The sequence below is a fragment of the Acinetobacter sp. GW821-FHT01C12 genome (assembly GCF_059422625.1).
This window is the reverse complement of the sequence record NZ_JBWKXD010000007.1, coordinates 70,219-95,115: the sequence shown is the minus strand read 5'-3', so window position 1 is coordinate 95,115 and position 24,897 is coordinate 70,219. Positions and strand designations below refer to the sequence as shown.

Annotated in this window: 19 protein-coding genes, 2 tRNA genes and 3 pseudogenes; 10 read left to right on the top strand and 14 right to left on the bottom strand. The window is 38.4% G+C overall.

The genetic code is table 11. The features are described 5' to 3' along the window. Positions 1–5 precede the first annotated feature (5 nt). The 4 genes and pseudogenes from AC07WY_RS15590 to AC07WY_RS15575 all read left to right on the top strand — a co-directional run. A tRNA-Gly gene (locus AC07WY_RS15590) sits at positions 6–81 on the top strand. A gap of 45 nt (positions 82–126) precedes the next feature. Beyond that, positions 127–202 (top strand) — tRNA-Gly (locus AC07WY_RS15585). Positions 203–524: 322 nt separating this feature from the next. Continuing rightward, a complete protein-coding gene (gabT, locus tag AC07WY_RS15580) occupies positions 525–1,823 on the top strand; it encodes a 4-aminobutyrate--2-oxoglutarate transaminase (RefSeq protein ID WP_494736675.1) in 1,299 nt (432 codons plus the stop codon). Positions 1,824–1,967: 144 nt separating this feature from the next. After that, positions 1,968–2,191, top strand: a pseudogene (locus tag AC07WY_RS15575) (aldehyde dehydrogenase family protein); the annotation flags it as partial. Between the two features lie 335 nt (positions 2,192–2,526). Here the strand turns inward: AC07WY_RS15575 and AC07WY_RS15570 are convergent. Then, positions 2,527–2,619: pseudogene (locus AC07WY_RS15570) on the bottom strand (IS5/IS1182 family transposase); the annotation flags it as partial. A gap of 504 nt (positions 2,620–3,123) precedes the next feature. Here AC07WY_RS15570 and AC07WY_RS15565 point away from each other — a divergent pair. The 4 genes from AC07WY_RS15565 to speB are packed head-to-tail and all read left to right on the top strand — an operon-like array spanning position 3,124 to position 7,333. Continuing rightward, a complete protein-coding gene (locus AC07WY_RS15565; RefSeq protein ID WP_494736674.1) occupies positions 3,124–3,876 on the top strand; it encodes a class II aldolase/adducin family protein in 753 nt (250 codons plus the stop codon). Positions 3,877–3,882: 6 nt separating this feature from the next. Continuing rightward, entirely contained in the window at positions 3,883–4,794 is a 912-nt protein-coding gene (locus tag AC07WY_RS15560) for a C-terminal binding protein (RefSeq protein ID WP_494736673.1), read from the top strand. Between the two features lie 23 nt (positions 4,795–4,817). Next, positions 4,818–6,329, top strand: a complete 1,512-nt coding sequence (locus AC07WY_RS15555) for a sodium:solute symporter family protein (RefSeq protein ID WP_494736672.1) — start codon at positions 4,818–4,820, stop codon at positions 6,327–6,329. Positions 6,330–6,370: 41 nt separating this feature from the next. Beyond that, positions 6,371–7,333 carry an agmatinase gene (gene speB / locus AC07WY_RS15550; RefSeq protein WP_494736671.1) on the top strand — a complete coding sequence of 321 codons (963 nt, stop codon included), beginning with the start codon at positions 6,371–6,373 and terminating at the stop codon, positions 7,331–7,333. A 25-nt stretch (positions 7,334–7,358) separates the two neighbouring features. Here speB and AC07WY_RS15545 read toward each other — a convergent pair. Continuing rightward, positions 7,359–7,576: pseudogene (locus AC07WY_RS15545) on the bottom strand (transposase); the annotation flags it as partial. 257 nt (positions 7,577–7,833) lie between these two features. Here AC07WY_RS15545 and AC07WY_RS15540 point away from each other — a divergent pair. Then, entirely contained in the window at positions 7,834–7,983 is a 150-nt protein-coding gene (locus AC07WY_RS15540) for a hypothetical protein (protein WP_494736670.1), read from the top strand. A gap of 190 nt (positions 7,984–8,173) precedes the next feature. Here AC07WY_RS15540 and AC07WY_RS15535 read toward each other — a convergent pair whose 3' ends face one another. The 3 genes from AC07WY_RS15535 to AC07WY_RS15525 are packed head-to-tail and all read right to left on the bottom strand — an operon-like array spanning position 8,174 to position 13,124. Then, on the bottom strand, positions 8,174–9,430 hold the full coding sequence (locus AC07WY_RS15535) for an HlyD family type I secretion periplasmic adaptor subunit (protein WP_494736669.1): 1,257 nt from the start codon (positions 9,428–9,430) through the stop codon (positions 8,174–8,176). Next, positions 9,427–11,562 (bottom strand): type I secretion system permease/ATPase, encoded by a 2,136-nt coding sequence (locus tag AC07WY_RS15530; RefSeq protein ID WP_494736668.1) that lies wholly within the window; start codon positions 11,560–11,562, stop codon positions 9,427–9,429. Before AC07WY_RS15530 ends, AC07WY_RS15535 begins: the two co-directional genes overlap by 4 nt. Further along, positions 11,559–13,124: a TolC family protein gene (locus AC07WY_RS15525; protein ID WP_262087335.1), complete on the bottom strand. Its 1,566-nt coding sequence runs from the start codon at positions 13,122–13,124 to the stop codon at positions 11,559–11,561. Before AC07WY_RS15525 ends, AC07WY_RS15530 begins: the two co-directional genes overlap by 4 nt. A gap of 416 nt (positions 13,125–13,540) precedes the next feature. On the opposite strand from AC07WY_RS15525, the gene AC07WY_RS15520 reads away from it, so the two are divergent. After that, positions 13,541–14,911 carry a phosphohexomutase domain-containing protein gene (locus AC07WY_RS15520; RefSeq protein ID WP_494736667.1) on the top strand — a complete coding sequence of 457 codons (1,371 nt, stop codon included), beginning with the start codon at positions 13,541–13,543 and terminating at the stop codon, positions 14,909–14,911. 55 nt (positions 14,912–14,966) lie between these two features. On the opposite strand, the gene galE is transcribed toward AC07WY_RS15520, so the two are convergent. From galE to wecB, 9 genes are all read right to left on the bottom strand, one after another. Further along, a complete protein-coding gene (galE, locus tag AC07WY_RS15515) occupies positions 14,967–15,986 on the bottom strand; it encodes a UDP-glucose 4-epimerase GalE (protein ID WP_494736666.1) in 1,020 nt (339 codons plus the stop codon). 17 nt (positions 15,987–16,003) lie between these two features. After that, positions 16,004–17,665: a glucose-6-phosphate isomerase gene (pgi, locus tag AC07WY_RS15510; RefSeq protein WP_494736665.1), complete on the bottom strand. Its 1,662-nt coding sequence runs from the start codon at positions 17,663–17,665 to the stop codon at positions 16,004–16,006. Beyond that, positions 17,662–18,921, bottom strand: a complete 1,260-nt coding sequence (locus AC07WY_RS15505; RefSeq protein WP_494736664.1) for a nucleotide sugar dehydrogenase — start codon at positions 18,919–18,921, stop codon at positions 17,662–17,664. The genes pgi and AC07WY_RS15505 overlap by 4 nt, the downstream gene beginning before the upstream one ends. A gap of 14 nt (positions 18,922–18,935) precedes the next feature. After that, positions 18,936–19,811: a UTP--glucose-1-phosphate uridylyltransferase GalU gene (gene galU, locus AC07WY_RS15500; RefSeq protein WP_494736663.1), complete on the bottom strand. Its 876-nt coding sequence runs from the start codon at positions 19,809–19,811 to the stop codon at positions 18,936–18,938. Between the two features lie 24 nt (positions 19,812–19,835). Next, the gene (locus tag AC07WY_RS15495; protein WP_494736662.1) at positions 19,836–20,456 is read right to left on the bottom strand and encodes a sugar transferase; all 621 of its coding nucleotides are present in this window, start codon (positions 20,454–20,456) and stop codon (positions 19,836–19,838) included. Between the two features lie 16 nt (positions 20,457–20,472). Beyond that, the gene (locus AC07WY_RS15490; RefSeq protein WP_262782451.1) at positions 20,473–21,303 is read right to left on the bottom strand and encodes a glycosyltransferase; all 831 of its coding nucleotides are present in this window, start codon (positions 21,301–21,303) and stop codon (positions 20,473–20,475) included. 279 nt (positions 21,304–21,582) lie between these two features. Further along, the gene (locus AC07WY_RS15485) at positions 21,583–22,683 is read right to left on the bottom strand and encodes a glycosyltransferase (protein WP_494736661.1); all 1,101 of its coding nucleotides are present in this window, start codon (positions 22,681–22,683) and stop codon (positions 21,583–21,585) included. Between the two features lie 9 nt (positions 22,684–22,692). Beyond that, a complete protein-coding gene (locus tag AC07WY_RS15480; protein WP_494736702.1) occupies positions 22,693–23,757 on the bottom strand; it encodes an EpsG family protein in 1,065 nt (354 codons plus the stop codon). After that, a complete protein-coding gene (wecB, locus tag AC07WY_RS15475) occupies positions 23,757–24,893 on the bottom strand; it encodes a non-hydrolyzing UDP-N-acetylglucosamine 2-epimerase (protein WP_494736660.1) in 1,137 nt (378 codons plus the stop codon). The genes AC07WY_RS15480 and wecB overlap by 1 nt, the downstream gene beginning before the upstream one ends. Between the last annotated feature and the right edge of the window lie 4 nt (positions 24,894–24,897).

Sequence of the window (24,897 nt, the reverse complement as noted above, 5' to 3'; positions counted from 1 at the left end):
CGTCCGCGGGAATAGCTCAGTTGGTAGAGCATAACCTTGCCAAGGTTGGGGTCGGGAGTTCGAGTCTCCTTTCCCGCTCCAAAATTTTTTTATTCAGTTTTTTATTTAAAAAATTGGACAGACTCCGCGGGAATAGCTCAGTTGGTAGAGCATAACCTTGCCAAGGTTGGGGTCGGGAGTTCGAGTCTCCTTTCCCGCTCCAAATTTAAAAAGCCCTGATCGAAAGATTGGGGCTTTTTTATTGATTCTATTCAAGGTTAATTCAAAAAATTAAACTCCTTCCTAAATCTTGAACAGCTTAATTAGGATTTAAGTTCTCAATTGCACACTGAACAAATTGATTGATCCATTAGTAATAGGCAATCTGTTTAACTTCACAATTGGCTCTATCTCACATCGTGTAAATGGCTCTCGTTAATTGAGTGATGATCAGTGACAGTAATACCATCGGCTGATATTTTTTACATCTTGAAAAACTGATCAGGTAGCGATAGAAAGTACAACTAAAAAGGTAGGGAAGTCATATGGATGGTAAACATGCTGCTTTAAATGCTCGTAAACAACAGGCAACACCTCGTGGTGTTGGAGTTATGTGTTCTTGGTATGCTGAGAAGGCTGAAAACGCAACAATTTGGGATGCTGAAGGTAAGCAATACATTGACTTTGGCGGTGGTATTGCTGTGCTGAATACAGGTCATCGTCATCCAAAAATCATTGCAGCAGTGACTGAGCAACTGGGCAAATTTACCCATACAGCATATCAAATTTCCCCATATGAAAGCTATGTTTCTCTGGCAGAGCGTATTAATGCAGCAGTACCTATCGATGGTCCTGTCAAAACTGCATTTTTTACCACAGGTGCGGAAGCAGTAGAAAATGCAGTGAAAATTGCGCGTAGCTATACTGGTCGTCATGGTGTAATCACTTTTAGCGGTGGTTTCCATGGTCGCTCATTCATGGCAATGGCTATGACTGGCAAAACTGCACCATACAAACACGATTTTGGTGTCATGGCGGCAGGTGTATTTCATGCTCGCTATCCATCGGCGCTACGCGGTATTAGTGTTGATGATGCCATGAACAGTATTGATGATATTTTTATCGCAGATCTTGCACCACATAACGTTGCGGCTATTGTTCTAGAACCGTTACAGGGCGAAGGCGGTTTCCATGCTGCACCTGTCGAGTTTATGGAGCGTTTACGTACGCTGTGTGATGAGCATGGTATTTTGTTAATTGCTGATGAAGTACAAACAGGCTTTGCTCGTACTGGTAAATTGTTTGCTATGCAGCATTATAGTGTTAAACCAGATTTGATGACCATGGCAAAAAGCTTGGGTGGTGGATTGCCGATTTCTGCAGTGTCTGGTCGCAGTGATGTGATGGATGCACCAAATCCAGGTGGTTTGGGTGGTACCTATGCTGGGAATCCATTGGCTATTGCCGCAGCACATGCAGTGATAGATGTTATTGAACAGGAACAATTGTGTGACCGAGCTAATTTGCTAGGTGAAGAAATTACTAACATTCTAAAAATTGAGCAACAAACCTCGTCTGCCATTATTGATGTACGCGCATTGGGTTCAATGGTTGCTGTTGAGTTAGAAACCTCTGATCAAGCGAAGGCTGTGCAACAATACGCCATGCAGCAAGGTCTATTATTATTAATCTGTGGTCAAAAAGGTAATGTCATTCGTTTCCTGTACCCACTGACTATTCCTTGGGAACAATTCCGTCAAGGCTTGGAGATTATAAAACAGGCATTGGGTTCACTACAATCTGATGTACATTCAGCGAATCAAAAAGCAGGGACAGTGATGTGATTCAGGAGAGTTTGCAGTATTTACTTAAGCATCCAGATATTATATTTGTACCCACGACATAGTCTGCTTATAAAGCGGATCTCGCACAGATTCTCACTGGTGAGCAAGGAAAGCCTTTAACTGAAACGCGTGGTGAAATTGGTTATGCCTGTTGATGTGCTGATACTATCAATGGTGACTCGAATGAAGTTGGTAAAACACTCTGTGATAGTGATATTGTGTGCAAATTGAGCTTTACTGGTTCTACTCAGGTGGGACGTATTTTAATGTAGCAATGTGCATCCACCATAAAAAAACTATCCTTAGAGCTAGGCGGTAATGCTCCTGTTCTTGTATTAGGTGATGCTAATCTAGATCAGTCTGTAGAGTGCTGTCCGCTTCAATACTGAAGCAGAAGCTATTTCTTTTGCTATTGAGGTTGTGAAATGATGTCTGATAAAAACAGAGAGCTTAACTTGATAAATGACATAAACATAGTTCAAGATAAAAATAAGTAAAAAAGCCAAAATATCCATAAAGTATTGATTGTAAATAAAAATATTAAAAAATAGGGCTTTTCATGCAACATATTGCCGAGTTATTTTGTATTGTGGATGATTTTTTTAAATATTTAAGCTTTGTTGAGATTTACAGCTCACAATTTAGTCTATAAAAAAACTAGCCATATCAATATACAAGCCAAAGTGACAGCACTGGCATAGTTTCATTTAAGCAGCTCATATCAAGTGGCTATTTCTCTAAATTGCTTTAATCTACAAAACATATTTTTAATTAAACATTTGATTTTATATAAATAATCTAAGTTAAATAAAATATAGTTAAGCTTTTAGCATATGACGAAAAGTTGCTTTATTCGGATTCAATCAATAAGCAATGAGAGCAGCCATCGTATTTACAATAAAGTTGTTCACTGAACAATGTCATAAATGTTCAATCTGATACAAGTTTCCAACTGATCACTTAACAAACAATCAACCATCTTTAAGTTCTGAGCTTTAGTGCTTGATAATGAAAAAAATTGGCTCCCCTAGAAACGGAGTAATTGGCTCTCGTTTGTCATTAGTCTACGCGACATAGTAGAAACAGGAAATTCGTGTAGAGCGCGAGCTGGATTTAATATAACCAGCACAGTAGTTATTACATTAGAGGTGATATTTATATTAGATCTCTTGCGTTAGTCAAAATTTGGGCAGGGATAAGCTTGGATTTATAAGGTTTTGCATAAGGCCTGAATGACCACAAAACTACTTTCAAAAGCGGTCTAGTGTTCGAAAAATAAAGATAAATAGAAGGAATAAAAATGATCAGAGACCCAGCTAAAATCATTGATGATGAAACGACGTTACGGCGTGATTTGGCTGCGGCCTATCGCTTGGCTGCCATGTTTGGTTGGGAGGACACTTTATATACTCATTTTTCAGCCCGCCTACCTGATGAAGGGGAACCACGCTTTCTGATTAATCCATTTGGTCTAATGTTTGACGAGGTGTGTGCCAGTGATCTGATTGTGGTTGATTTACAGGGTAAAGTCATATCAGGACACTCTCCGTATAATCCAGCAGGATTTACGATTCATAGCGCCGTACATATGGCAAGGGAAGATGCACATTGTGTTATCCATACGCATACATTAGCAGGTATGGCGGTGGCTGCCAGTGAACAGGGGTTGTTGCCATTCAATCAAATCAGTCTTGAATATTACAATCGGGTTGGTTATCACGATTATGAAGGAGTCGCTTTTAATCTAGATGAGCGTAGTCGCATCCAGACATCACTAGGCAATAATAGTGCCTTGATTCTACGTAGTCACGGTTTGTTATCAGTCGGAGCAACCGTTGCTGATGCTTTTCAGATCATGTACTACCTGAACCGTGCTTGTGAAATTCAATTGGCCACAAGTCAATTGGCAATACTGGGGCAGGTGCGACAGGTTGAGCCTGCTTTATGCCAACGTGTGAGTCAGCAATTTCAAGGTGTAGAACATGAGCGTCAAATTGTTTGGCAGGCGTGGTTACGTAAACTAGATCGTATAGATCCGTCATATAAGGATTAATCGAACATGGCAAAAATTGCTATAACCGATACAGGGGGACTTGACTTTGCCCCAGGTATTGCTGTGTTGGATGCGGCTGGACATGACACAGTTTTGCTTCATGAAGGAGAGGGTTTGCTTACACACTTGGCTGATTTGGAAGGGCTGATTGTCAGTTTTTGCCGTATTGATGCAAGTGTAATTGCAGCAGCCCCATTATTAAGGGTAATTGTGACCACCACGACAGGGCTAGACCAGATTGACATGCATGCTGCAAAAGCAGCGGGCATTGCTGTTTTTGCATTACCTAGTCCAGCCAGTGAGGAGGTCGCAACACATGCATTGGCAGGCATACTGACGTTGTTGAGAGAAATTCCTGCTGCACGTGAGGCATCAAAGTGTTGGGATTTTAAAAAAATTCCAGCACCCCCACGAATCAGTGAACTCACGCTTGCTGTTTACGGTATGGGCCGTATTGCTAGAGCATTGGTCACATTTGCCCTGCCATTATTTGGACGTGTTGTTGCCTATGATCCATATATATCCACTGAGGCATGGCCTATAACGGTTGGACGTGTTGATTCACTCGATGATCTTTTTCAGATTGCAGATGTGCTGACCTTACATGCTCCAGCTACATTGGAGAATCATCATATTGTGAGTGCGCGCACGATTGAGTTAATGCCTCAAGGTGCATCAATCATCAACGTTGCACGTGGTGAATTGGTGGATACACAAGCACTCATTGCAGCTGTTCAGTCTGGAAGACTGCGTGGCGCATTTCTTGATGTTGTTGATCCAGAGCCTCCTGAAGCAGATGATCCTGTACTGCATGAACCAAGGATTGTGGTGACACCCCATTCAGCTTTTTTTAGTAAGGAAACTGAACTGGCTTATGTAATGCTTGCTGTTGAAAATCTACAGCAAATATTCGAATAACAAAAAAGAAAAGGAAAATTTCTATGGGTATTGATATTGCGATTGTTGTTTTTTATCTTGTTGTCATGCTGATATTTGGTTTTCTAGGAAAAGCAAGGACCAAGAACAGTAGTGATTTTTTGGTCGCAGGTCGTCGACTTGGTTTTGGGCTATATACAGGTACTATGGCGGCGGTCGTACTTGGCGGTGCATCCACCGTTGGTGGAGTTGGTCTTGGTTACAAGTTTGGTATTTCTGGTATGTGGCTTGTGGTCGCCATTGCTATTGGCATAATTTTGCTCAGTCTGTTTTTTGCCAGCCCAATCCAACGATTGCGCGTGTTTACGGTTGCCCAAATGCTACAATTACGTTATGGCATTAATGGGACTGCGGCATCTGGTATTGTGATGGTGTTATACACACTAATGCTAACAGTCACCTCAACAATCGCATATGCAACCATCTTTAATGTGCTATTCGGTACACCACAGTGGATTTCTGTGATGATCGGTGCTGTCATTGTCATTCTTTACTCTTCAATTGGTGGGATGTGGTCAATCACATTAACTGACATGGTGCAGTTCGTGCTTAAGACGATTGGCATATTTGTTTTATTGTTGCCATTTGCTTGGACTCAGGCTGGGGGCTACGATGGTATTATGGCAAAGCTAGGTCCAACAACTGGTGCGGCACATTTTGATATTGGTACCATAGGTATCGACACAATCATCACTTATTTTGTGATTTATTCGTTTGGTATGTTGATTGGTCAGGATATTTGGCAGCGTGTGTTCACAGCCCAGTCACCTAAAGTCGCTCGTTGGGGTGGTACTGTAGCGGGGGTTTATTGCTTGCTGTATGGGGTTGCTGGGGCTTTGATTGGGGTTGCAGCTTCTGTTTTGTTGCCAGATATTTCCGCTAAGAGCGATGTTTTTGCAGCTGTTGCTGAGAAGGTATTGCCTGTTGGGTTATCGGGAATTGTACTTGCTGCAGCTCTCGCTGCGATGATGTCTACAGCTTCTGGCGCCTTAATTGCCTGTGCCACTGTATCCAGAGCCGATGTAATGCCATTTTTTGGTCATTTGATGGGCCGCAAAAGTGATTCTGGCGAGGTTAATCCTGAACATGATATACGTGCCAATCGGTTATATATCATTGGACTTGGAATCATTGCGACTATTATTTCAATGGTGGTGAGTGATGTGGTGACTGCATTGACCATTGCCTATGATATTCTTGTGGGTGGTTTGCTCGTTGCAATTCTTGGTGGGTTTATATGGCAAAGAGCGACTGGGATTGGCGCCTTGGCTTCTATGGCTGTGGGTACGGTAGTGACACTTGCGACAATGATCTTTACCAATGTATTGGCTAATGAACCAATCTATTTTGGTCTGCTGTCGAGTTTGGTGACCTATGTTGTAGTGAGCCTGATAAGCAAGCCTACGCCTACTGAGGTGCTGAATACATGGCAAGACCGATTATCAGGTCGAGAGATTGCTATTTCAGATGATCTAATGAATGCAACAGAATCAATAAAAGTAGAACAAAAGTATTGAGCCTTGCCCACCACATTAAAAATCATCATTGGAGTATGAAAATGAGCAATAAACCATTTAACCAGCCTTTAAGTGGCAATCAAATGCCGCGTTGTGGTGGGATAGCCACAATGATGCGTTTGCCTATGCAAATGAATGGTGAAGGGCTAGATGTGGCTTTCGTAGGTATTCCGCTTGATATAGGCACCTCTAATCGTCCTGGCTCTCGTCTGGGACCACGACAAATTCGTGATGAGTCACGAATGTTGCGTCCTTATAACGTTAATACCTTTGCTGCACCTTTTGAAAGTTTACAAGTGGCAGATATTGGTGATGTGCCAATCAATACCTTTAACCTGCTGAAAAGCATAGATATCATTGAGTCATTTTATCAAGAAAACATTTTAAAATACGACTGTAAGCCAATTACCTTGGGTGGTGATCATACCATTGTGTTGCCTATCTTGCGTGCTATTAGCAAAAAGTATGGGCCAGTGGCAGTCGTACATATCGATGCACATGCTGATGTGAATGATGAAATGTTTGGTGAAAAAATTGCACATGGCACACCATTTAGGCGCGCCGTGGAAGAAGGCTTGTTACTCAACGACAAAGTATTTCAGATTGGATTACGTGGCACTGGCTATAGCGCTGATGAATTCAAGTGGTCTATTGATCAAGGCTTTACCGTTATTCCAGCTGATCAGTGCTGGTATAAATCATTAGCCCCACTAATGGCAAAGATTCGTGCCAAAATTGGTGATAGTCCATTGTATTTAAGCTTCGATATAGATGGTATTGATCCTGCATATGCCCCAGGTACAGGAACTGTTGAAATTGCTGGATTAACCGTTCCACAATCATTGGAAATTATTCGTGGTTTGAAAGGTTGCCAGTTGGTTGGAGCTGATCTAGTGGAAGTCTCTCCTCCCTATGATCCATTTGGTTCAACGGCAGTATTGGCAGCTAATTTGGCATTTGAGATGCTGTGTGTATTTCCAGGTGTGAAATATGATGGATTGTAGGCTAAGCTAATTCACTTGAGTTCGGTATATTTACCATAAAGTTGTTCACTGAACGATTCTGTGAATGTCCAATCTGATGCAAGTTTTTTAACTGATCATTCACCGTTTCAATCAAGCCTCTTTTGCTCAGCAATTGTTTTCTTCTTCTGTGTGAGTTGGAATCTTTTTCATATTTCTCCGTGTGGGAGTTAATAGTTCTAGTCCTCTTGCTGCCAAAACTTTTGTTTTAGGTGTACTCAAATAATCTTAATCTCACTGTCACTTTTATCGACCTAATTTTGGTCACCTCATCACACCAATACCCCTTAGCCTGGCTCGTCGTAAACAATTGCTAGAGTTAGCTAACATAGCTGCTGGATTATGGAAGATGATTATGATAGTAGGTTTCGTTTTGCTGGACAGCCTTACCCAGCATTACAAGCGCTTATTTAGTCAAACTAATTCAGCGCTATCTAGGTGTTTCTTTTTCTTATCAATTTGCATTAATCTTAGCAGGTTCAATGGCACCGATTATTTGTGCCTATTTGTTTAAAACTTACGATGCAACATTGCCTATTGAAATTTATATTGCAATCGTTTCATTCATTTCAGTACTTGCCGTAGCAAGCCTAAAAGAATTGAAAGGCATTGATTTAAAAGAAGTGAAATAGTTTAAAGCGCTTTTTGACCACATTCAATTTTCCAACAAGGACAGCTTAATGTGGGAAGAGGAATATAACCCAGATATTTTAAGTCTTTCAACTTTCCGAGATCAGCTCTATTCCGGACCAAGGCGCAACAGACATCAATAAAAAAACCAATCCGAAGATTGGTTTTTAAAATAATCACCACACGATACAATTATCGCTCTCTTAACGCTTCTTTGGCTTTATTAAACGGTTTCAACAAGTATTCAATTATTGTTTTTTGACCGGTACGAATATCTACCGTTGCCACCATACCTGGTGTTATTGAGAAAGATTTCCCGGCCTTATTGGTCAGCTTATCTTTATCGGTCCGAATATAGACTCGATAGTAAAACTGATCTTGTTTAACTTCATCGCGGATGGTATCAGGAGAAATCACCGTTACTTTCCCTTCTAAGCCACCATAAATTGAATAATCATATGCTGTGATTTTTACCAATGCAGGTTGACCCGGATGAATAAACGCAATATCTCGCGGCGAAATACGCGCTTCTATCAATAACTGCTCATCAATCGGTACAATGGTCATCAATTTACCATTTTGTGGAATAACCCCACCAATGGTTGTCACCGCAATTTCTTTTACCACACCACGTACAGGCGCTTTAAAAGTAGAGCGTTTCACCGAATCATTACGACCAGCAACAACTTGCTGTAATGATTGAATATCGGCATTGGCTCGTGCCAATTCTTCACGTGACTTTACATAATAATCATTCCGCTTGTCGTTAATTTGATTTTCAAAATTATTGATATCTCGTTTTAAACGTAAGACTTCAACCTCAGAAGCAGCACCTTTCGCCACCAAAGGCTGTGTCATTTGCAATTCATTTTGGACCAAAGACAATGCGTGCTTTAAACCAGTAATCGACTCATCCAAATTTGCGCGACGCGAAGTATATAATGCACTTTCCTCTCTCACCAAAGCAGGAACGGCCAAAACCTCTTTTGGAAACTTGATTGCGGTACCATTCACCTCAGCCTCTAAACGTGCTGCCGTAGCCAGTGTCGCAAGTAATTTCATTTGGCTTTCACCGACTTGTGACTCGAATCGAGTAGGGTCTATTTGCGCAAGCGTCTGCCCCTTTTGAATAATATCTCCCTCTTTAACATCTAAGCTGGTCAACACACCACCATCTAAAGATTGAATCGTCTGCTCTTTGGATGATGGAACAACTTTACCTGTTCCTGTAGAAACTTCTTCCAACTTGAATACACAAGCCCAAATCAAGAAAGCCAGCAGACCGATGGCAACAATCCAAATAATAAATGTAGATTTGGGTAACGGTGGTTCTGAAAACTTTAACGCAGAGGGATTGGTTGGCCGCTGTAAAATATTGGATGCATGATCAACTTGAGCAGGTTCAGTCTCTTGCACTGTGATATTTTGGTCATTTTTTTCTTGGCTCATGTTGAACTCCCTCCTGCATTTGCTTGCTGTGCAGGATTTAGAATGGCATCACGCGGCCCATCTTTGATAATCTTCCCTTCATGCACAACGATAATACGATCAACAAGTTGCAAAACAGCAGGACGATGCGTCGCCACCACTAAGGTCCGATGACCTAGCCATTCTTTTAAATGCTGTATCAATACTTTTTCAGAAACATCATCAATCGAAGCAGTTGGTTCATCCAACAACACAATATTTGGATTTCGGAGCAATAACCGTGTGAGTAACAATGCTTGTTTCTGCCCTCCAGAGAATCCTACCCCTCCTTCAAGAATAAGATGATCCAGACCTTCCTTTTTTTGTTCCACGATTTCTAAAGCATTGGTGATTTGTAATGCACGGATAATTTGATCATTACTTGCCAATGGTGCACCCAAAGTTAAATTTTCACGGATCGTCCCAAAAAACAAATGCGCATTTTGATTTAGTAATGCCATATCACGACGAATATCATCGGGATCAAGCAAAGATTGATCGACACCATCCAAACTGATCTTGCCTTGTACTGGCAATTGCATTCCTGAAAGTAGCTGTAATAAGCTAGATTTCCCTGCCCCATTACGCCCAAGAATTGCAACTTTTTCACCCGCATGGATTTTTAACTGCGGAATGACTAAAGTTGGGCGTGGATCATCTTCAGTATATTTAAATACCACACCTTTAAAATCATAATCACCTGAAAGGACTTTACGTTGAATCAATTGTGCCCGATCAGGACGGTCTACTGGCTTTTGCATCAGCTCATCTAAACCATTTTTAGCCACTTTGGCTTGCTGCCAACGACCGAGTACACCTGTAACTTGTGAAATCGGTGCAAGCATACGTGAAGATAAAATTGAACACGCCACTAAAGCTCCTGTGGTCATATCGCCTTTCATCACCGCAAAACAACCCACTAAAACCACAATTGCATAAGTCAGTCCTTGAATTTTTTGTGTCCAAGCATTTAACCAACCCACAATTTTACGTTGCCGCATACTGACATCTGCAGACACTTCATTCATGTGATTCCATTGATTTTGAAATCTGGCTTCAGCACGTAATAACTTGATATCCTCAATACCTTGAACCGCTTCGACCAAAATCGCGTTGCGAATCGCAGACTCTCGCATCCCTTCAGTGGCCAAGTGCGCTAATTTTTTCTGCACCAAGAAGCCAGGAATAATCATCAATGGCACAACCAGTAACATCACCCAAAAGATGTTACCCCCAATAATCCAGAAGATCGCTAAAAACAGGAAGAAAAACGGTAAGTCTGCAATTGCACTGATCGTTGTTGAGGTCACCAATTCACGAACGCCTTCAAGTTCACGAATCTGTGAAATAAACGAACCTGTTGAACGGGCGCGATCTTTATTTCGGATACGCAAAGCATGACCAAAGACGCGGTCTGAAATCTTGAGATCTGCACGCTTACCAATAATGTCTGACAAATAAACCCGTGCGATGCGCAACACAAACTCAAAAACAGCTGCAATCAACACCCCTCCTGCGAGCACCCACAAGGTTGGAATAGACTGAGATGGCACAACTCGGTCATAGACTTGCATAGAGAAAATAATGGTCGCCAATGCCAGAATATTGGCAATCATTGAAGCAACCATGATGTCGGTATAACGTTTCCAATCTTTTAAAACGATGTCCCAGAACCAGCTTTTTTCATAAGGTTTGATATATTCATCAACACGTGCATCCGGAATCGATGTTTCTGGTCGAAAAATATAAACGCGACTGGCATTGGCTTGAAGTTCATGCAAATTAAAAGTTTGTGAAAGACCTTGATCACCACTTAACTGTAAGCTTGCATTGCCCTCATTGTCGACTTTCTCGATAACCGCAACTTGACCATTGTTAAATTCAACAACAACGGGCAATCGCCATGGATTCAATACATCCGTGCTAAAGTCTGCTTTGCGAACATTTAAACCCACTTGACGGGTAATAATGGACAACATGTCGTCAATATTTGTGTACTTATTCCAATCCAGTTGCAGACGAATTTGTTCTTCAGCAGGTTGCATTCGATAATGCTGCGCAACCGTAATGATCGCTTGTAACCAGGGTTGATAATTTAATGTTTTTGTATTCATGGTTGAACTTCAAACCCCTGAATTTGAATGTTATTTAAATGATAAGCATTTCTACTTTTACCGGTTACCTTGATATACACCGCGATCGTGTCATAGATATCAAAGCGTGCCGCTTCCCTTTCTATTCTTGAACTTTGATAGGACTGTTCTGAACTTAATAAATCTAAGATCGAACGCTTGCCTAATTTATATTGTTCTTCATACAGCTCACGGGTTTTTGCTGTTGAGCGCTCCCGATCCAATAGAACCCAAATTTGCTTATCCGTGTTTTCAATACTTTCTCGTGCAATTTGTGTTTGATCCATAATATCTAGGTAAGTTGCATTCAACTTTGCACGTGCAGCTTGTTCAGCAAAATTTGCAGCTTTGACTTGAGATCCCAGTGCGCCACCTTGATAAAAATTACTCGACATCTGCACGCCAACAGAACCATCGGTATCGTTTTCTAAACCAGTATTTGGATTTTGACCATTCAATGCTTTACTGACTGATCCCACCAATGAAATCGTTGGATAAGCACTCAATTGGGTTTGTTTCTTCTGACTCTGTGCAACATCAATTTCTGCTTTTGCTGCAATCATCGTAGGAATGGTATTCATTTCAGGATCATCATAAAGACCGGACTGTTTTACAAACTCATCAGGAATATTAAAATCCATTTGACTCACATCAAAACCCAATAATGTGCGTAATTTTTGTTCTTGTTGTTTTAAAAAGTTTTGCTGTGTGATTAAGTAGGAACGTGCGTACTCAACATAGCTTTGTGCTTGTACTGGATCGGCATTGCTACTAATTCCTGCGTCTGCTCTTAAGCGTGCAATCTCATGTAAACGACTGACCCCGTTAAATTGATCTTGCGCTATTTTGATAATATTGCGATAGCGCAGTAAGGATAAAATATCTCGCGCAGTTTGGGTCGATATATCATCAATACTGATTAATACATTGGCTTGCTCAACTGCCAATTTATTTTGTTGCGTGGTGACACTGGATTTTACTTTACCAAAGTCATAAAGCAGTTGATTGGCTTCAACTGAATACAATTGGCGACCTTTATCATTGGATGTAAAATCACCTGTATTCATACCCGCTTTTAACTGTGGGTAATATTGCGCTTTTGCCACATCAATATTGGCATTTTGTCCTGCCAATGTCGAAATCGTTTGAGCAATATTGGGGTTTCTTTTTACTGCAATTTGAATCGCATCTTCAAGACTTAAGATTTTTGCCTGGTTTGAATACGTATTGGTTGTTTGTTTTTGCGCTTGTTCTAAATATAAATTATTGAGCGAAGCCTTTTGTCCAGTATATGGCTTTACAACAGGGAGTTGATTCTGATTGCCTATATGTGCATCGGGTTGATATTTAAAATCGGTCAAATCCTTGAGTTGGACGGTTCTAAATGACTGATCATCCTTGGGTTTTATAAACCCTGTCACACCTTCTTTGATATTTTTTAAGTAGCTTGTTTCTTGTGTATAACCATTGTTCTGCAATAGAACCAATAAACTCACAGCACTCAAACTTTTTAACAATATAGTGGGCTTTTTTGCTATTAACATTCGCGAATGGCACCTAGAAAAGCTTTTAATTATCGGTATTGAATTATTTTGAATTATTTCCCTACCTCATTTCTATTCTACACATTATAAAACCTAATCAAATGCTTATTTTTACTTTTTAAAGTTAAATTTCTTTAATAAAATATTTTAAATTCAAATACTAACAGTGAAAAAATGTGACTATTATCACATGAATTATAAAATTATACATAGATCATCTCAAAAGCTATAAATCCACAATGTGCAAATTATCATGGATGATCCAATACATTATTAAAAATAAGCTTGGTGTAATCGAAACGTATTCAATTTTATTCTTCAAACTAAATTTACATCTTCCAATATAATTTCTTATACACTTTAAGGTTAAAATGATGTTTCACTACCAGCCAACCTTAAACAATATAAAGATGAACATGAATAAACTGACTTGTTTCAAAGCCTATGATATTCGAGGCAAACTTGGCACAGAGCTAAATGAAGAAATCGCTTATAAAGTAGGCCGTGCTTATGGTCAAATCTATCAACCCAAAACTGTTGTCATTGGTTGTGATGTCCGTTTAACCAGCGAAGACTTAAAACAAGCAACCATTCGTGGTTTAAATGATGCTGGCGTAGATGTTCTTGATCTTGGCATGACGGGAACAGAAGAAGTTTACTTTGGTGCTTTTCATCTCGATGTTCAGGGTGGTATTGAAATCACAGCAAGCCATAATCCGATGGATTACAATGGTATGAAATTGGTTCGTGAAAATGCTCGACCAATCAGTGCAGATACGGGACTAAAAGAGATCCAATCATTGGCTGAATCTGAACAGTTCATTGAAGTTGAGAAAAAAGGCTCAACCCAAAAATATAATATCCTCCCTGAATTTATTGAACACCTACTCACCTATATTGATCCAAGCAAAATCCGCCCGCTTAAACTGGTGATGAATGCGGGCAATGGTGCAGCGGGTCATGTTGTTGACGCAATCGAAGAAAAATTCAAAGCGCTCAATATCCCAGTAGAATTTATTAAAATCCATAATCATCCAGATGGTACTTTCCCAAATGGTATTCCTAATCCGATCTTAGTGGAAAATCGAGATAGCACCCGCAATGCAGTTTTAATACATCATGCGGATATGGGAATTGCGTGGGATGGTGACTTTGACCGTTGTTTCTTATTTGACGAAAAAGGTCAATTTATTGAAGGCTATTATATAGTCGGATTATTAGCTCAAGCCTTCTTGTTAAAACAAGCCGGTGAAAAAATCGTACATGATCCTCGCTTAGTCTGGAATACACTGGATATCATTGAGCAGTATCAAGGGATTGCTGTTCAATCTAAATCTGGACATGCTTTTATTAAAGATGTGATGCGTGAACACAATGCAGCTTATGGCGGGGAAATGAGTGCACATCACTATTTCCGTGATTTTGCTTACTGTGACAGTGGGATGATCCCTTGGTTATTGGCGATTTTAGTGGTATCAGAAACTCAGCAATCGTTATCCAGTCTGGTCGAAGGGATGATTGAACGTTTCCCTTGCAGTGGTGAAATCAACTTTAAAGTCGAAGATACGCAAAAAACCATTCAAAAAATCTTCGATCATTTTGCTAATTTAAACCCTGCAATTGATCAAACAGACGGTGTTAGCCTTGATTTTGGTGCATGGCGTTTAAATGTGCGTGCATCAAATACCGAGCCATTATTACGCTTAAATATTGAAAGCCGTGCAGATAAAAATCCTAAACCAATGCAAGATTATGTAGATGAGTTAACTCAGTTGATTCAGGGTTAGTTTTAAATGGCGAAAAAAAATAGGCGCTTAATGCGCCTATTTTTTACTGTTAAATTTATGCTTGATAGCCTGTTGGATTTTGTTTTTGCCAATTCCAACTGTCTGTCAACATATCTTCTAAAGTATATTTTGGCGTCCAGCCTAATTCTTTAATTGCACGTGCATTATTTGCAAATGAGGTTGCTACATCCCCCGAACGACGCGATGCAATTTCATATGCAACAGAAACCCCATTCACCTGTTCGAAAGTGTTCTTCACTTCAAGTACAGATGAACCATTTCCTGTACCAATGTTCCAAGCACGGCAACCTTGAGCAGCTAAGCGGTTGTTTAAAGCACATAAATGTGCATTGGCTAAGTCAACCACATGGATATAGTCACGTACCCCTGTACCATCTACAGTGTCGTAATCATCACCATAAATCGAAAGTTTATCACGACGCCCAACAGCAACTTGAGTGACATAAGGCATTAAATTATTTGGAATACCTTGGGGGTCTTCACCAATACGGCCACTCTTATGCGCACCAACAGGATTAAAATAACGTAATAAAGCAATTGACCAGCGCTCATCCGCAATTGATAGCTTTTCCAACAATTGCTCAACGATTAACTTTGTATAACCATAGTTATTTGAAGGCATACCTGTTGGCATATTTTCATCTAAAGGTGAAATATTCGCTTCATCATATACAGTTGCAGATGAGCTAAAAACTAAATTAAAGACACCCGCTCTTTGCATCGCTTGTGCCAACTGTACAGATCCCGCAATATTATGATCAAAGTAAGTTAGTGGAATTTGTTGACTTTCACCCACTGCTTTTAAACCAGCAAAATGAATCACAGCATCGATTTTATGGTTTGAAAAAACTTGATCTAAATCATTTTGATAACGAATATCACCTTGAACAAATTTCAGTGTTTTCCCAGTCAGTTCTTGGACACGCTTTAATGATTCTTCTGAGCTATTTGATAGATTATCTAGAACAACAACTTCATGCCCAGCCTCAAGTAGCTCCACACAAGTATGCGATCCGATATAACCTGCACCACCTGTTACTAAAATATTTGCCATAAATTTTTCCAGTATATCTACTCTTTACCTAGCAAGATCTTAATTAAACCTTGTGTTGAAGCATCCAGTTGAGACACGTCTTTTTCTTTACCATTGAGGATAGGGAGCAATTGATTGGCAATTTCTTTGCCTTTTTCCACCCCCCATTGATCAAATGGATTGATATTCCAAATGACAGATTGTACAAACACTTTATGTTCATACAATGCAATCAGCATCCCTAAACTATAAGGGCTTAGCTCTTGTAACAACAATGTCGAACTTGGTTGGTTACCTTCATACTGTTTATATACGGGTAGGCCTGATAATTCATTGGCATTTAATGCTGTGTTACCAAAAGCCAATAATCGCGACTGCGCCAAGCAATTGGATAAAGCCAAATGATGTTGCTCAATTAAGGATTCTGCACTTTCTGCATAGGTAAATTGATTCGAATTATAACGCTGCACCGGCGCAATAAAATCACAACTGACTGCATGGGTTCCTTGATGCAAGAGCTGATAAAAAGCATGTTGCGCATTTGGACCCACTTCGCCCCAGACGATTGGACAGGTGTTTAAATCAACTTTTTGATTATTTCTTTGAATCGACTTTCCATTCGATTCCATCTCAAGTTGCTGTAAATAAGAAGCAAAATATTTTAGGCGACCATCATAAGGCAATACCGCATGGGTCTGAATATTTAAAAAATTATTATTCCAGACTCCAAGTAACCCCATCAATACAGGAATATTTTGCTCAAATGAGGATTTTTGAAAATGCTGATCAATCGCATAAGCGCCTGCAAGCAATTGTTTAAACCCATCAACACCAATTTGCAATGCAATCGGTAAACCAATACATGACCACAACGAGTAACGACCACCAACCCAATCCCAAAGTAAGAACTGGTTTTCTGCTGCGATTCCCCATTCTGTCATTTTCTCAGGCTTGGTTGAAACCCCAATAAAATGATGTTGGATCACACTGTTTTGCGTACCCAAATCTTTTTCTAACCACTGCCGAACTGTTTGAGCATTGGATAGAGTATCAATAGTTCCAAAAGACTTGGACGAAATAATAAATAAGGTAGTTTCAGGGCGTAATTGATGTAGTAAATCAGAAAGCTGACTACCATCCATAGTTGAAACGAAATGTACTTTTAATGGTTTAGCAGTACTGACTTTATAGTCTGATAATGCATGACTCACCATCAATGGTCCCAAGTCAGAACCACCCACACCGATATTGACCACATCTTGAATTACTTCACCTGTAGAACCACGACATTGCCCTGCATGGACTTTATCGACAAGCTGATACATTCGATCTAATTGTTGATGTACCAATTCAGCCAGTTCAGGGTAATCTTGATCATGTTTCGGTAAGCGCAGTGCCCAATGCATTGCTGCTCGGTCTTCCGTATAATTGATCGATTCTTCAGTAAATAAACGTTTGATCCATTGCGTTAATTGTTTTAAATCTGCAAATTTAAACAAGGCATCACATGCATTTTGGTCAATACGATGTTTACTATAATCAAAACTCAGTTGATTAAAATTTACTGAGAACTTATCAAACCGCTGCGGATCTTGCTCAAATAAATCGGTTAAACACAATTGCTGTTGTTCTTTAGCAAGATTTTGCAATCGTGCTAAATGCTGCTCTCTTTGGTCATTGTCTAATATAGAATTTGTCATACTCGCCCTACACCCTGATAAGCAAAACCTTGTGCTTTGACGAAATCTGGATCTAACATATTACGACCATCGAGAATCAAAGGATGGGCCATTTTCTGTAAAAGTTGTGAATAATCAGGACTCCAATATTGCTTCCAAGCCGTCAATAAACACAATGCATGTGCATTTTCTACTGCTTGGTATTGATCATGACATAAAATCAAATCAGCGCGTTCACCATAGAAATTGGCTACCCGCTCTAAAGCTTGTGGATCATGCAACTGAACAATCGCGCCTTGTGCCCAAAGTGCTTCAAGCATGGCATGAATCGGTGAATTCTCAATACTCGAGGTATTTTCTTTAAAAGAAGCACCCCAAATCGCCACAACTTTACCTGTTAACTGCCCTTGATAGTAATTCCAGAGTTTTCTAAATAAAATTTCTTTTTGTTGTTCATTGATATTCCAAACCTGATCCAGCAATTGGCTTTTGATCCCTGAACCTGCCACTGTACCGGTTAAGGTTAAAATATCATGGGAGAAATTTTCCCCACCAAAACCCACACCTGCAGATAAATATGATGCGCCAATTCGACTATCAGATGCTAATCCCTGTTTAACATTATGAATATCAATATTTAATTTTTCAGCGACTTGCGCCATATCATTCATATAACTGATGCGTGTTGCCAACATGCCTGAAATACTCAATTTGGTAAATTCAGCATCTAAAAATGGCATAAACAAATATTGATGTTTTAACTGAAAAAAAGGTCTTAATAATTCTTTGATAATCTGTTGTGTCGCAGGTTGATCTACACCAACAATCACCTGCTTTAGATCGATAAAACTTTGAATCGCATTGCCTTCTTGAATGGTGTCTGGCAAATATGCCCAATGATCAGCCACTAAAATTTGTTTTAGTTCTTCAGTACCTTGTAAACCAAATGTAGAACCATTGATCATCAGTCTTGGATGAATAATAGGAGAACGCTTTAATTCTTCAGCCAAGTGTTTGGCTTGATCAAATTCAGAAGGATTAAAACTAAATAAAAACACTTCACTTTGCAATTGAAGCTGTTTTAACCCAACCAATTGAATTGATTTATGCTTAATCTGTTTTTGAATGAGTTGATTTAAATCTTCATCTTGATAATGTACTGAGGATTGATCATCAGCGCCTACTTGGGGACACCAATACACGTGGTGCCCATATTCAGCAAACAAGCCAGCAAGTACGCCAGCTTGGAGTGTTGTGCCAAATACACAAATATTCATATCAGATCCAATTATTATAAATTCAATTCTTTAATAAGCTGTTTGAATTCTTCACCCAACTTAGGATGCTCCACAGCATAGTGTAATACTGCTTTTAAATAACCAATTTTACTACCACAGTCAAAGGTCTGACCTTTCATACGATAAGCTTCGACATTTTCTAATTTTTGCAAAGCAGCAATGGCATCCGTCAATTGGATTTCATTGCCCGCACCTTTGGGTGTCTGTTCTAATAATTGCATAATCTTAGCAGGCAGTACATAACGACCCACCACTGATAAATTTGAAGGTGCTGTACCTACAGAAGGCTTTTCGATAATCCCTTTCATCACAATACTTTCACCCTCAACAGGTAAAGATGCAACATCCACAATACCATACTGATCCACAAGATGATCAGGTACGGCCTCTACCATAATTTGCGATGCTTTCGATGTATTAAAACGATGAATCATTCGTGCTAAATCATTTTCTGTACTATTTTCTTTGACCAAAACATCTGGCAATAACACAGCGAAGTCATCATCTCCAATCACTGATTTCGCACATAAAACAGCATGGCCCAAACCCAATGGTTGAGGTTGACGTACACTCACCACACTGACATGTTTAGGTAAAATTTCAGTAATTTCTTTAAGTAGATCAATTTTTTTCTTATTTTCTAAGGTTGTTTCCAGTTCAAAATTACGATCAAAATAATTTTCTATAGATGCTTTTGAAGAATGTGTCACTAAAATGATTTGTTCAATTCCAGCAGCCACAGCTTCTTTGACAACATACTCAATTGCAGGACGGTCAACCACTGTGACCATTTCTTTAGGAATTGATTTACTTGCAGGTAGAAAACGAGTACCTAACCCAGCAACAGGAAGAATGGCTTTTTTGATCATGATTTACAACTTTAACTCAATATTTTAAGATTTTACTTCATCATTTTTAGTTTGTGTATCATTGCCCTTAAATAGGGAAGGACCTACATGACCAGGGGCATTAATACCTTCCCTATTTGTCATCACAGAAACCGTTTTAAACATAATTTTAAAGTCCACAAACACATTATGATGATCGACATACCAAACATCACATTTAAAACGTTCTTCATAATCAAGTTCATTACGACCACTAACTTGAGCTAGCCCTGTCATACCTGGACGAACTTCTAAACGGCGTGCTTGTTCAGGTGAATAAAGTTCCACAAATTCTTTTAACATTGGTCGTGGACCAACCACACTCATATCACCTTTAAGAACATTAAACAGTTGAGGCATTTCATCCAAACTCGTTGAACGTAATTTCTGCCCAAAAGGCGTAATCCGTTGCTCATCAGGTAAGGGATTACCATTCGCATCGTTGGCGTCTTTCATCGAACGGAACTTCATCATTTTAAAAAGCTTACCATTTTTGCCGGGACGCTCTTGATAGAAAAAAATAGGAGATCCTAAGTTTTTACGTACTTTGTAAGCGACTAACAAAAAAATAGGCGACAAAATTATTAATGCCGTCAATGATATAACTATATCTACCAATCGTTTCATTACTTAATTTACCACTCTATTTTGTAACTTTTTTCCGCAGGAAAGTATTATAAAATTTTCCTAACAGTGAACTAGGTACCAACCTAAGTGCTGATCTTATTAGAAATAAGATGTTAGCATGAATTGGATTTTGTAACTTAAGTTGTTTCTTTAAATCTAGTAACTGTTTTTCACTTTTAATATATTGGAAACCTTTACGACGACCATGCATGCCGTTATCAATTCGGGCATATACCAACACATCAGCTAAGTTCTGAACCTTATACCCTTTGGCAATAACCCGTAAAAAGAGATTATAGTCTTCCATCCATAAGTGATGTTGATAGCCACCTGCCTCAAGTATATGGGATTTTCGATAAGCAATTGTCATATTGTTAAAAGGACTTTGTTTCTTTGCATATTGACGAAGCTCTACATCCGATAACGGAACATTTCTCATGCCTGAAGGTGAAGAAGGGTCATCAATGAATTCTATAATCTGCCCACCCAAGATCACTAATTCAGGATCATTAATCAGAATTTGAATCTGCTTCTCAAAACGATCTGCAACACTTATATCATCAGTATCAACAATGCACACAATCTCATGAACACATTGCTCTAAACCAATATTTTTTGCCTTTCCAGTACCTAAATTTTCAGGAAGTCTTGTAATTTTTAAAATACCATTTATTTTTCCTTCCCAATATTCAACTACTTGATCCAATTCAGGAGTCAACGGACCATCTTCTATCAAAATAATTTCAGAAGGTTTAACTGATTGGTTATCCCAAATACTTTCCATACATGCATTAAAGTGTTCTGGTTGCTCTTTAAAATAAATGGAAATTAGTACAGAAAACTTCATTATTTAAAACCCTGATAATATTGTGCGGCATGCATACAAAAACCCAAACGCTAACATCCTAAATCTTTATATTCATCAGCTAACAAACTAAACAATCATACTCATCATAAAAAATTTCCAAATTCTATAAACAGCTTTACTCTCAAACCCATTTTCTCAGATTAAGAATATTGAGTTAGATGTCGCTAAGAAATTTAAAAATATTTAGATACAACTATCAAGCAATTAAATTATAAGGTAATTTCATGTTTAACTTTTGCCCTTAATAAGTCATAGCACTCATAGTTTACTCTTTATAAAATCAATCATTTCACTCTCTTTCTCCTCCCAAGTATCATCATTTTCATACTTACTATAATTAGAGATTTTTAAATCAAAATTTGATAATAATTTATTCTTAATATCATCTGGTGAGTACTCATCCACAATAATAACACTAGAGTTTCCATTTAAATATTCAGCCATTTTTGTTCTTCCTGATAGAACAATTCTTTTTTCAAAAAAAGAACACTCGAAATATTTATTAGAAATTGCATATACAGCATTAAAGTCATTTGTTGGATAAGCAGCCCAAACCAAATCAGACTTTTCATAAATAATTTTAAGATCAGAATGATGATACCTGCCAAAAAAGAAAACTTGACTCTCTAAGTTATGAAAATTAACGGCCTTTATTAACTTTTCAAGATCTGGACCATCACCAAAAATAAAGAAGCAAATATTCGTATCTTTTATTGCCAATAATATGTTTTCAAGAATATCAAAATATCGAACAACTCCAATCCATGATACATTTTTTGAATCTTTAGGTAATTTATCATCATAGCAATTTATCCAATTTGATTCAGCCGTAAAGCTATTGAGTAAATCCGCAGATGGATAATTTTCAAAAATATAAGATTCTATTTTTTTTGAATAAAGCGGTTTAAAATGACGAGAAGCAAAGATGGTTAAATTCACAAACTGAAGACAAACCTTCTCGATAAAAATAATTATTTTTCTCACAAAATTATTGGAGAAAGTAGGTAAATCTAAACAGTCATAGATTATCTTTACCTTCCAATTCCAAATTACTTTCAAAACCACAGCACAAATCAGCGAATCCCAATGACTTGCAAAAAAGGTATCAGGTTTTTCCTTTTTACAAACAGAATAAATATATACAAAAAACAAAGGAAGCTTTAATAGCTTTTTTAACTGATTACCATAACCTATACTTGTATTTAAAACATGAATGTTTTCTGTTTTCTCTTCAACCTCAACTGAACCTCTATTCCAAGCAACCACAATTACTTCAAAATACTTATTAAAAGATTTTTTAAATCGCTCCGTTCTCGAGTTGATTGGCCAAGTTGTATCTATCATTAAAACTTTTTTCATCTTGAGGCTCTACCAAATAAAAACATAGGGTTGGGCTTTAAAAATCAAAGAAGCCGTATATAAAAAATATAGCAGAATAAATATAGAGGACATGACTCTTTTTGCACCTATATTTTGCTGTATCAAAATATTATAAATTTTAGTCAACCATGGAATAGTTATTACACTTATCAATAGAAATAAATAACTAACACGCCATGCCATAATAACAACATGAGAAAAAACAACCATTAACAAGGCGCCAATGATATATAATTTGCAATAATACATATCAAAATATTTTGGGATATGATTTTGACATTTAAAAATTAAAAAAACCACACCCAAAGCTAAAACAATACGCGGATCATAGAGCGCCATAGGATACCCATAATCATCCGAGGTTAGGTAACTTAATAAAAAATCTGATAATCGTGTTAAATGTAAAATTTCAAATAATTTTAATAGAATTTCAAATGGAGACACAAAAAGAAGCATTGAAAAAGCCACAATTGTGGCATAAAACAATTTCTTTAAACTAACCCTTGCTAAAAATACCAAAACTAATATCAAAGCTGATGAGTGAAATGATACAGCGATACATAAAGACAACAGTGCGATAACCCATCTTTTTTGATAATATTGAACCATGAAAAGTAGACCAAATGCCGCAGCTACAGAAGTACGGCTAGTCTGCATATTCATGGCTAAAAAATACGGCATCCAGATGAGTAAAGATAATATTTTATATGGGGAGTATTTATAAACTATATATGTAACAGGTAGCAGCGCTAAAGCAGCCATAGCAACAATAATATATTGCTCGCCAAAGCCAAAAGAATGCCCAAAAAAGGATAGTAATCTAAAACCAATTTCTGCGTGTATTTCTGGATTTATTACTTTTTCTAGAGTATCAGTTGCTGTATATAACCTTAAATAAGCATCGTAATCGCCTCTACCTGTTCCTCCAACCCTAAATGCAGAAAATATCAGCATCCATATAGCTAAAATAAAGAAGATAAGTTTATCAACTTTTTTGCCATCAAATAAGGTCGCAAAACTAATCGCAAATAATAACGCGAAATAGGGTACCATCAAAAACTTTCCTTAATGAAATCAACGATCCTTTGGCTTGCAAAACCATCACCATATGGATTATTAGCACGAGACATTTGTTGATACACTTTAGGATCATCTAATAGTTCTTGCACTGCCAAAGTAATCGCTTGATCGTGAGTACCTACTAATTTCACAGTACCGGCATCAACGGCTTCTGGACGTTCTGTAGTATCTCGCATAACTAAAACTGGCTTCCCTAATCCTGGAGCTTCTTCCTGTACCCCTCCACTATCTGTGAGAACCAAATAAGCATTTTGCATAAGATAAACAAACGGTTCATAACTTAAAGGAGCAATCAGATGAACATTATTCAAACCGCCTAATAACCGTTTCACAGGCTCTTGTACATTTGGATTCAAATGGACAGGATAAATAAAATGAGTCTCAGGATTCATCGTAGCAAGTGAAGATAATGCTTTACAGATACTCTCGAATCCTTCTCCAAAATTTTCTCGGCGATGTCCTGTAATTAAAACATAGCGTTTATCTATAACAGTTTCTTCTAAACCAACTTGCTTAAGGGCTAAACGAATAGAAATTTTCATTTCAACTGAGTTTTCTATTTTCTCTACAACCCACTGTAAAGCATCTATGACTGTATTACCTGTTATTTTAATTTTTTCCAAAGGCACTTGTTCATTTAATAAGGCTTTTTGATTTCGCTCAGTAGGAGCAAAATGAAGGTTAGCTAGTCGTCCAGTTAATACTCTATTTGCCTCTTCTGGCCATGGGGAATACATATTTCCTGTACGTAAACCAGCCTCAACATGTCCAACAGGGATTTGTTGATAGAAAGCAGCAAGAGATGTTGCGAATGTAGTTGTCGTATCTCCGTGCACTAATACCAAATCTGGCTGAAAATCTCGAAAAACATCTCGAAGTCCTAATAACACCCCAGATGTAACATCATATAAATCTTGTCCTGCTTTCATTAGATTTAAATCGTAGTCAGGCTGAATTTCAAACAACTCTAAAACCTGATCAAGCATTTCTCGATGCTGAGCAGTAACAGCAACTCTAGATTCAAAATAATTATCTAAAGCTAATGCTTTAATTAAAGGGGCCATTTTAATGGCTTCAGGACGAGTCCCAAATACTGATAAAATTTTCATAATA

Coding starts and splice junctions, on each gene's coding strand:
- gabT (WP_494736675.1), top strand. CDS start 525: ATGGATGGTAAACATGCTGCTTTAAATGCTCGTAAACAACAGGCAACA.
- AC07WY_RS15565 (WP_494736674.1), top strand. CDS start 3,124: ATGATCAGAGACCCAGCTAAAATCATTGATGATGAAACGACGTTACGG.
- AC07WY_RS15560 (WP_494736673.1), top strand. CDS start 3,883: ATGGCAAAAATTGCTATAACCGATACAGGGGGACTTGACTTTGCCCCA.
- AC07WY_RS15555 (WP_494736672.1), top strand. CDS start 4,818: ATGGGTATTGATATTGCGATTGTTGTTTTTTATCTTGTTGTCATGCTG.
- speB (WP_494736671.1), top strand. CDS start 6,371: ATGAGCAATAAACCATTTAACCAGCCTTTAAGTGGCAATCAAATGCCG.
- AC07WY_RS15540 (WP_494736670.1), top strand. CDS start 7,834: ATGGCACCGATTATTTGTGCCTATTTGTTTAAAACTTACGATGCAACA.
- AC07WY_RS15535 (WP_494736669.1), bottom strand. CDS start 9,430: ATGAGCCAAGAAAAAAATGACCAAAATATCACAGTGCAAGAGACTGAA.
- AC07WY_RS15530 (WP_494736668.1), bottom strand. CDS start 11,562: ATGAATACAAAAACATTAAATTATCAACCCTGGTTACAAGCGATCATT.
- AC07WY_RS15525 (WP_262087335.1), bottom strand. CDS start 13,124: ATGTTAATAGCAAAAAAGCCCACTATATTGTTAAAAAGTTTGAGTGCT.
- AC07WY_RS15520 (WP_494736667.1), top strand. CDS start 13,541: ATGAATAAACTGACTTGTTTCAAAGCCTATGATATTCGAGGCAAACTT.
- galE (WP_494736666.1), bottom strand. CDS start 15,986: ATGGCAAATATTTTAGTAACAGGTGGTGCAGGTTATATCGGATCGCAT.
- pgi (WP_494736665.1), bottom strand. CDS start 17,665: ATGACAAATTCTATATTAGACAATGACCAAAGAGAGCAGCATTTAGCA.
- AC07WY_RS15505 (WP_494736664.1), bottom strand. CDS start 18,921: ATGAATATTTGTGTATTTGGCACAACACTCCAAGCTGGCGTACTTGCT.
- galU (WP_494736663.1), bottom strand. CDS start 19,811: ATGATCAAAAAAGCCATTCTTCCTGTTGCTGGGTTAGGTACTCGTTTT.
- AC07WY_RS15495 (WP_494736662.1), bottom strand. CDS start 20,456: ATGAAACGATTGGTAGATATAGTTATATCATTGACGGCATTAATAATT.
- AC07WY_RS15490 (WP_262782451.1), bottom strand. CDS start 21,303: ATGAAGTTTTCTGTACTAATTTCCATTTATTTTAAAGAGCAACCAGAA.
- AC07WY_RS15485 (WP_494736661.1), bottom strand. CDS start 22,683: ATGAAAAAAGTTTTAATGATAGATACAACTTGGCCAATCAACTCGAGA.
- AC07WY_RS15480 (WP_494736702.1), bottom strand. CDS start 23,757: ATGGTACCCTATTTCGCGTTATTATTTGCGATTAGTTTTGCGACCTTA.
- wecB (WP_494736660.1), bottom strand. CDS start 24,893: ATGAAAATTTTATCAGTATTTGGGACTCGTCCTGAAGCCATTAAAATG.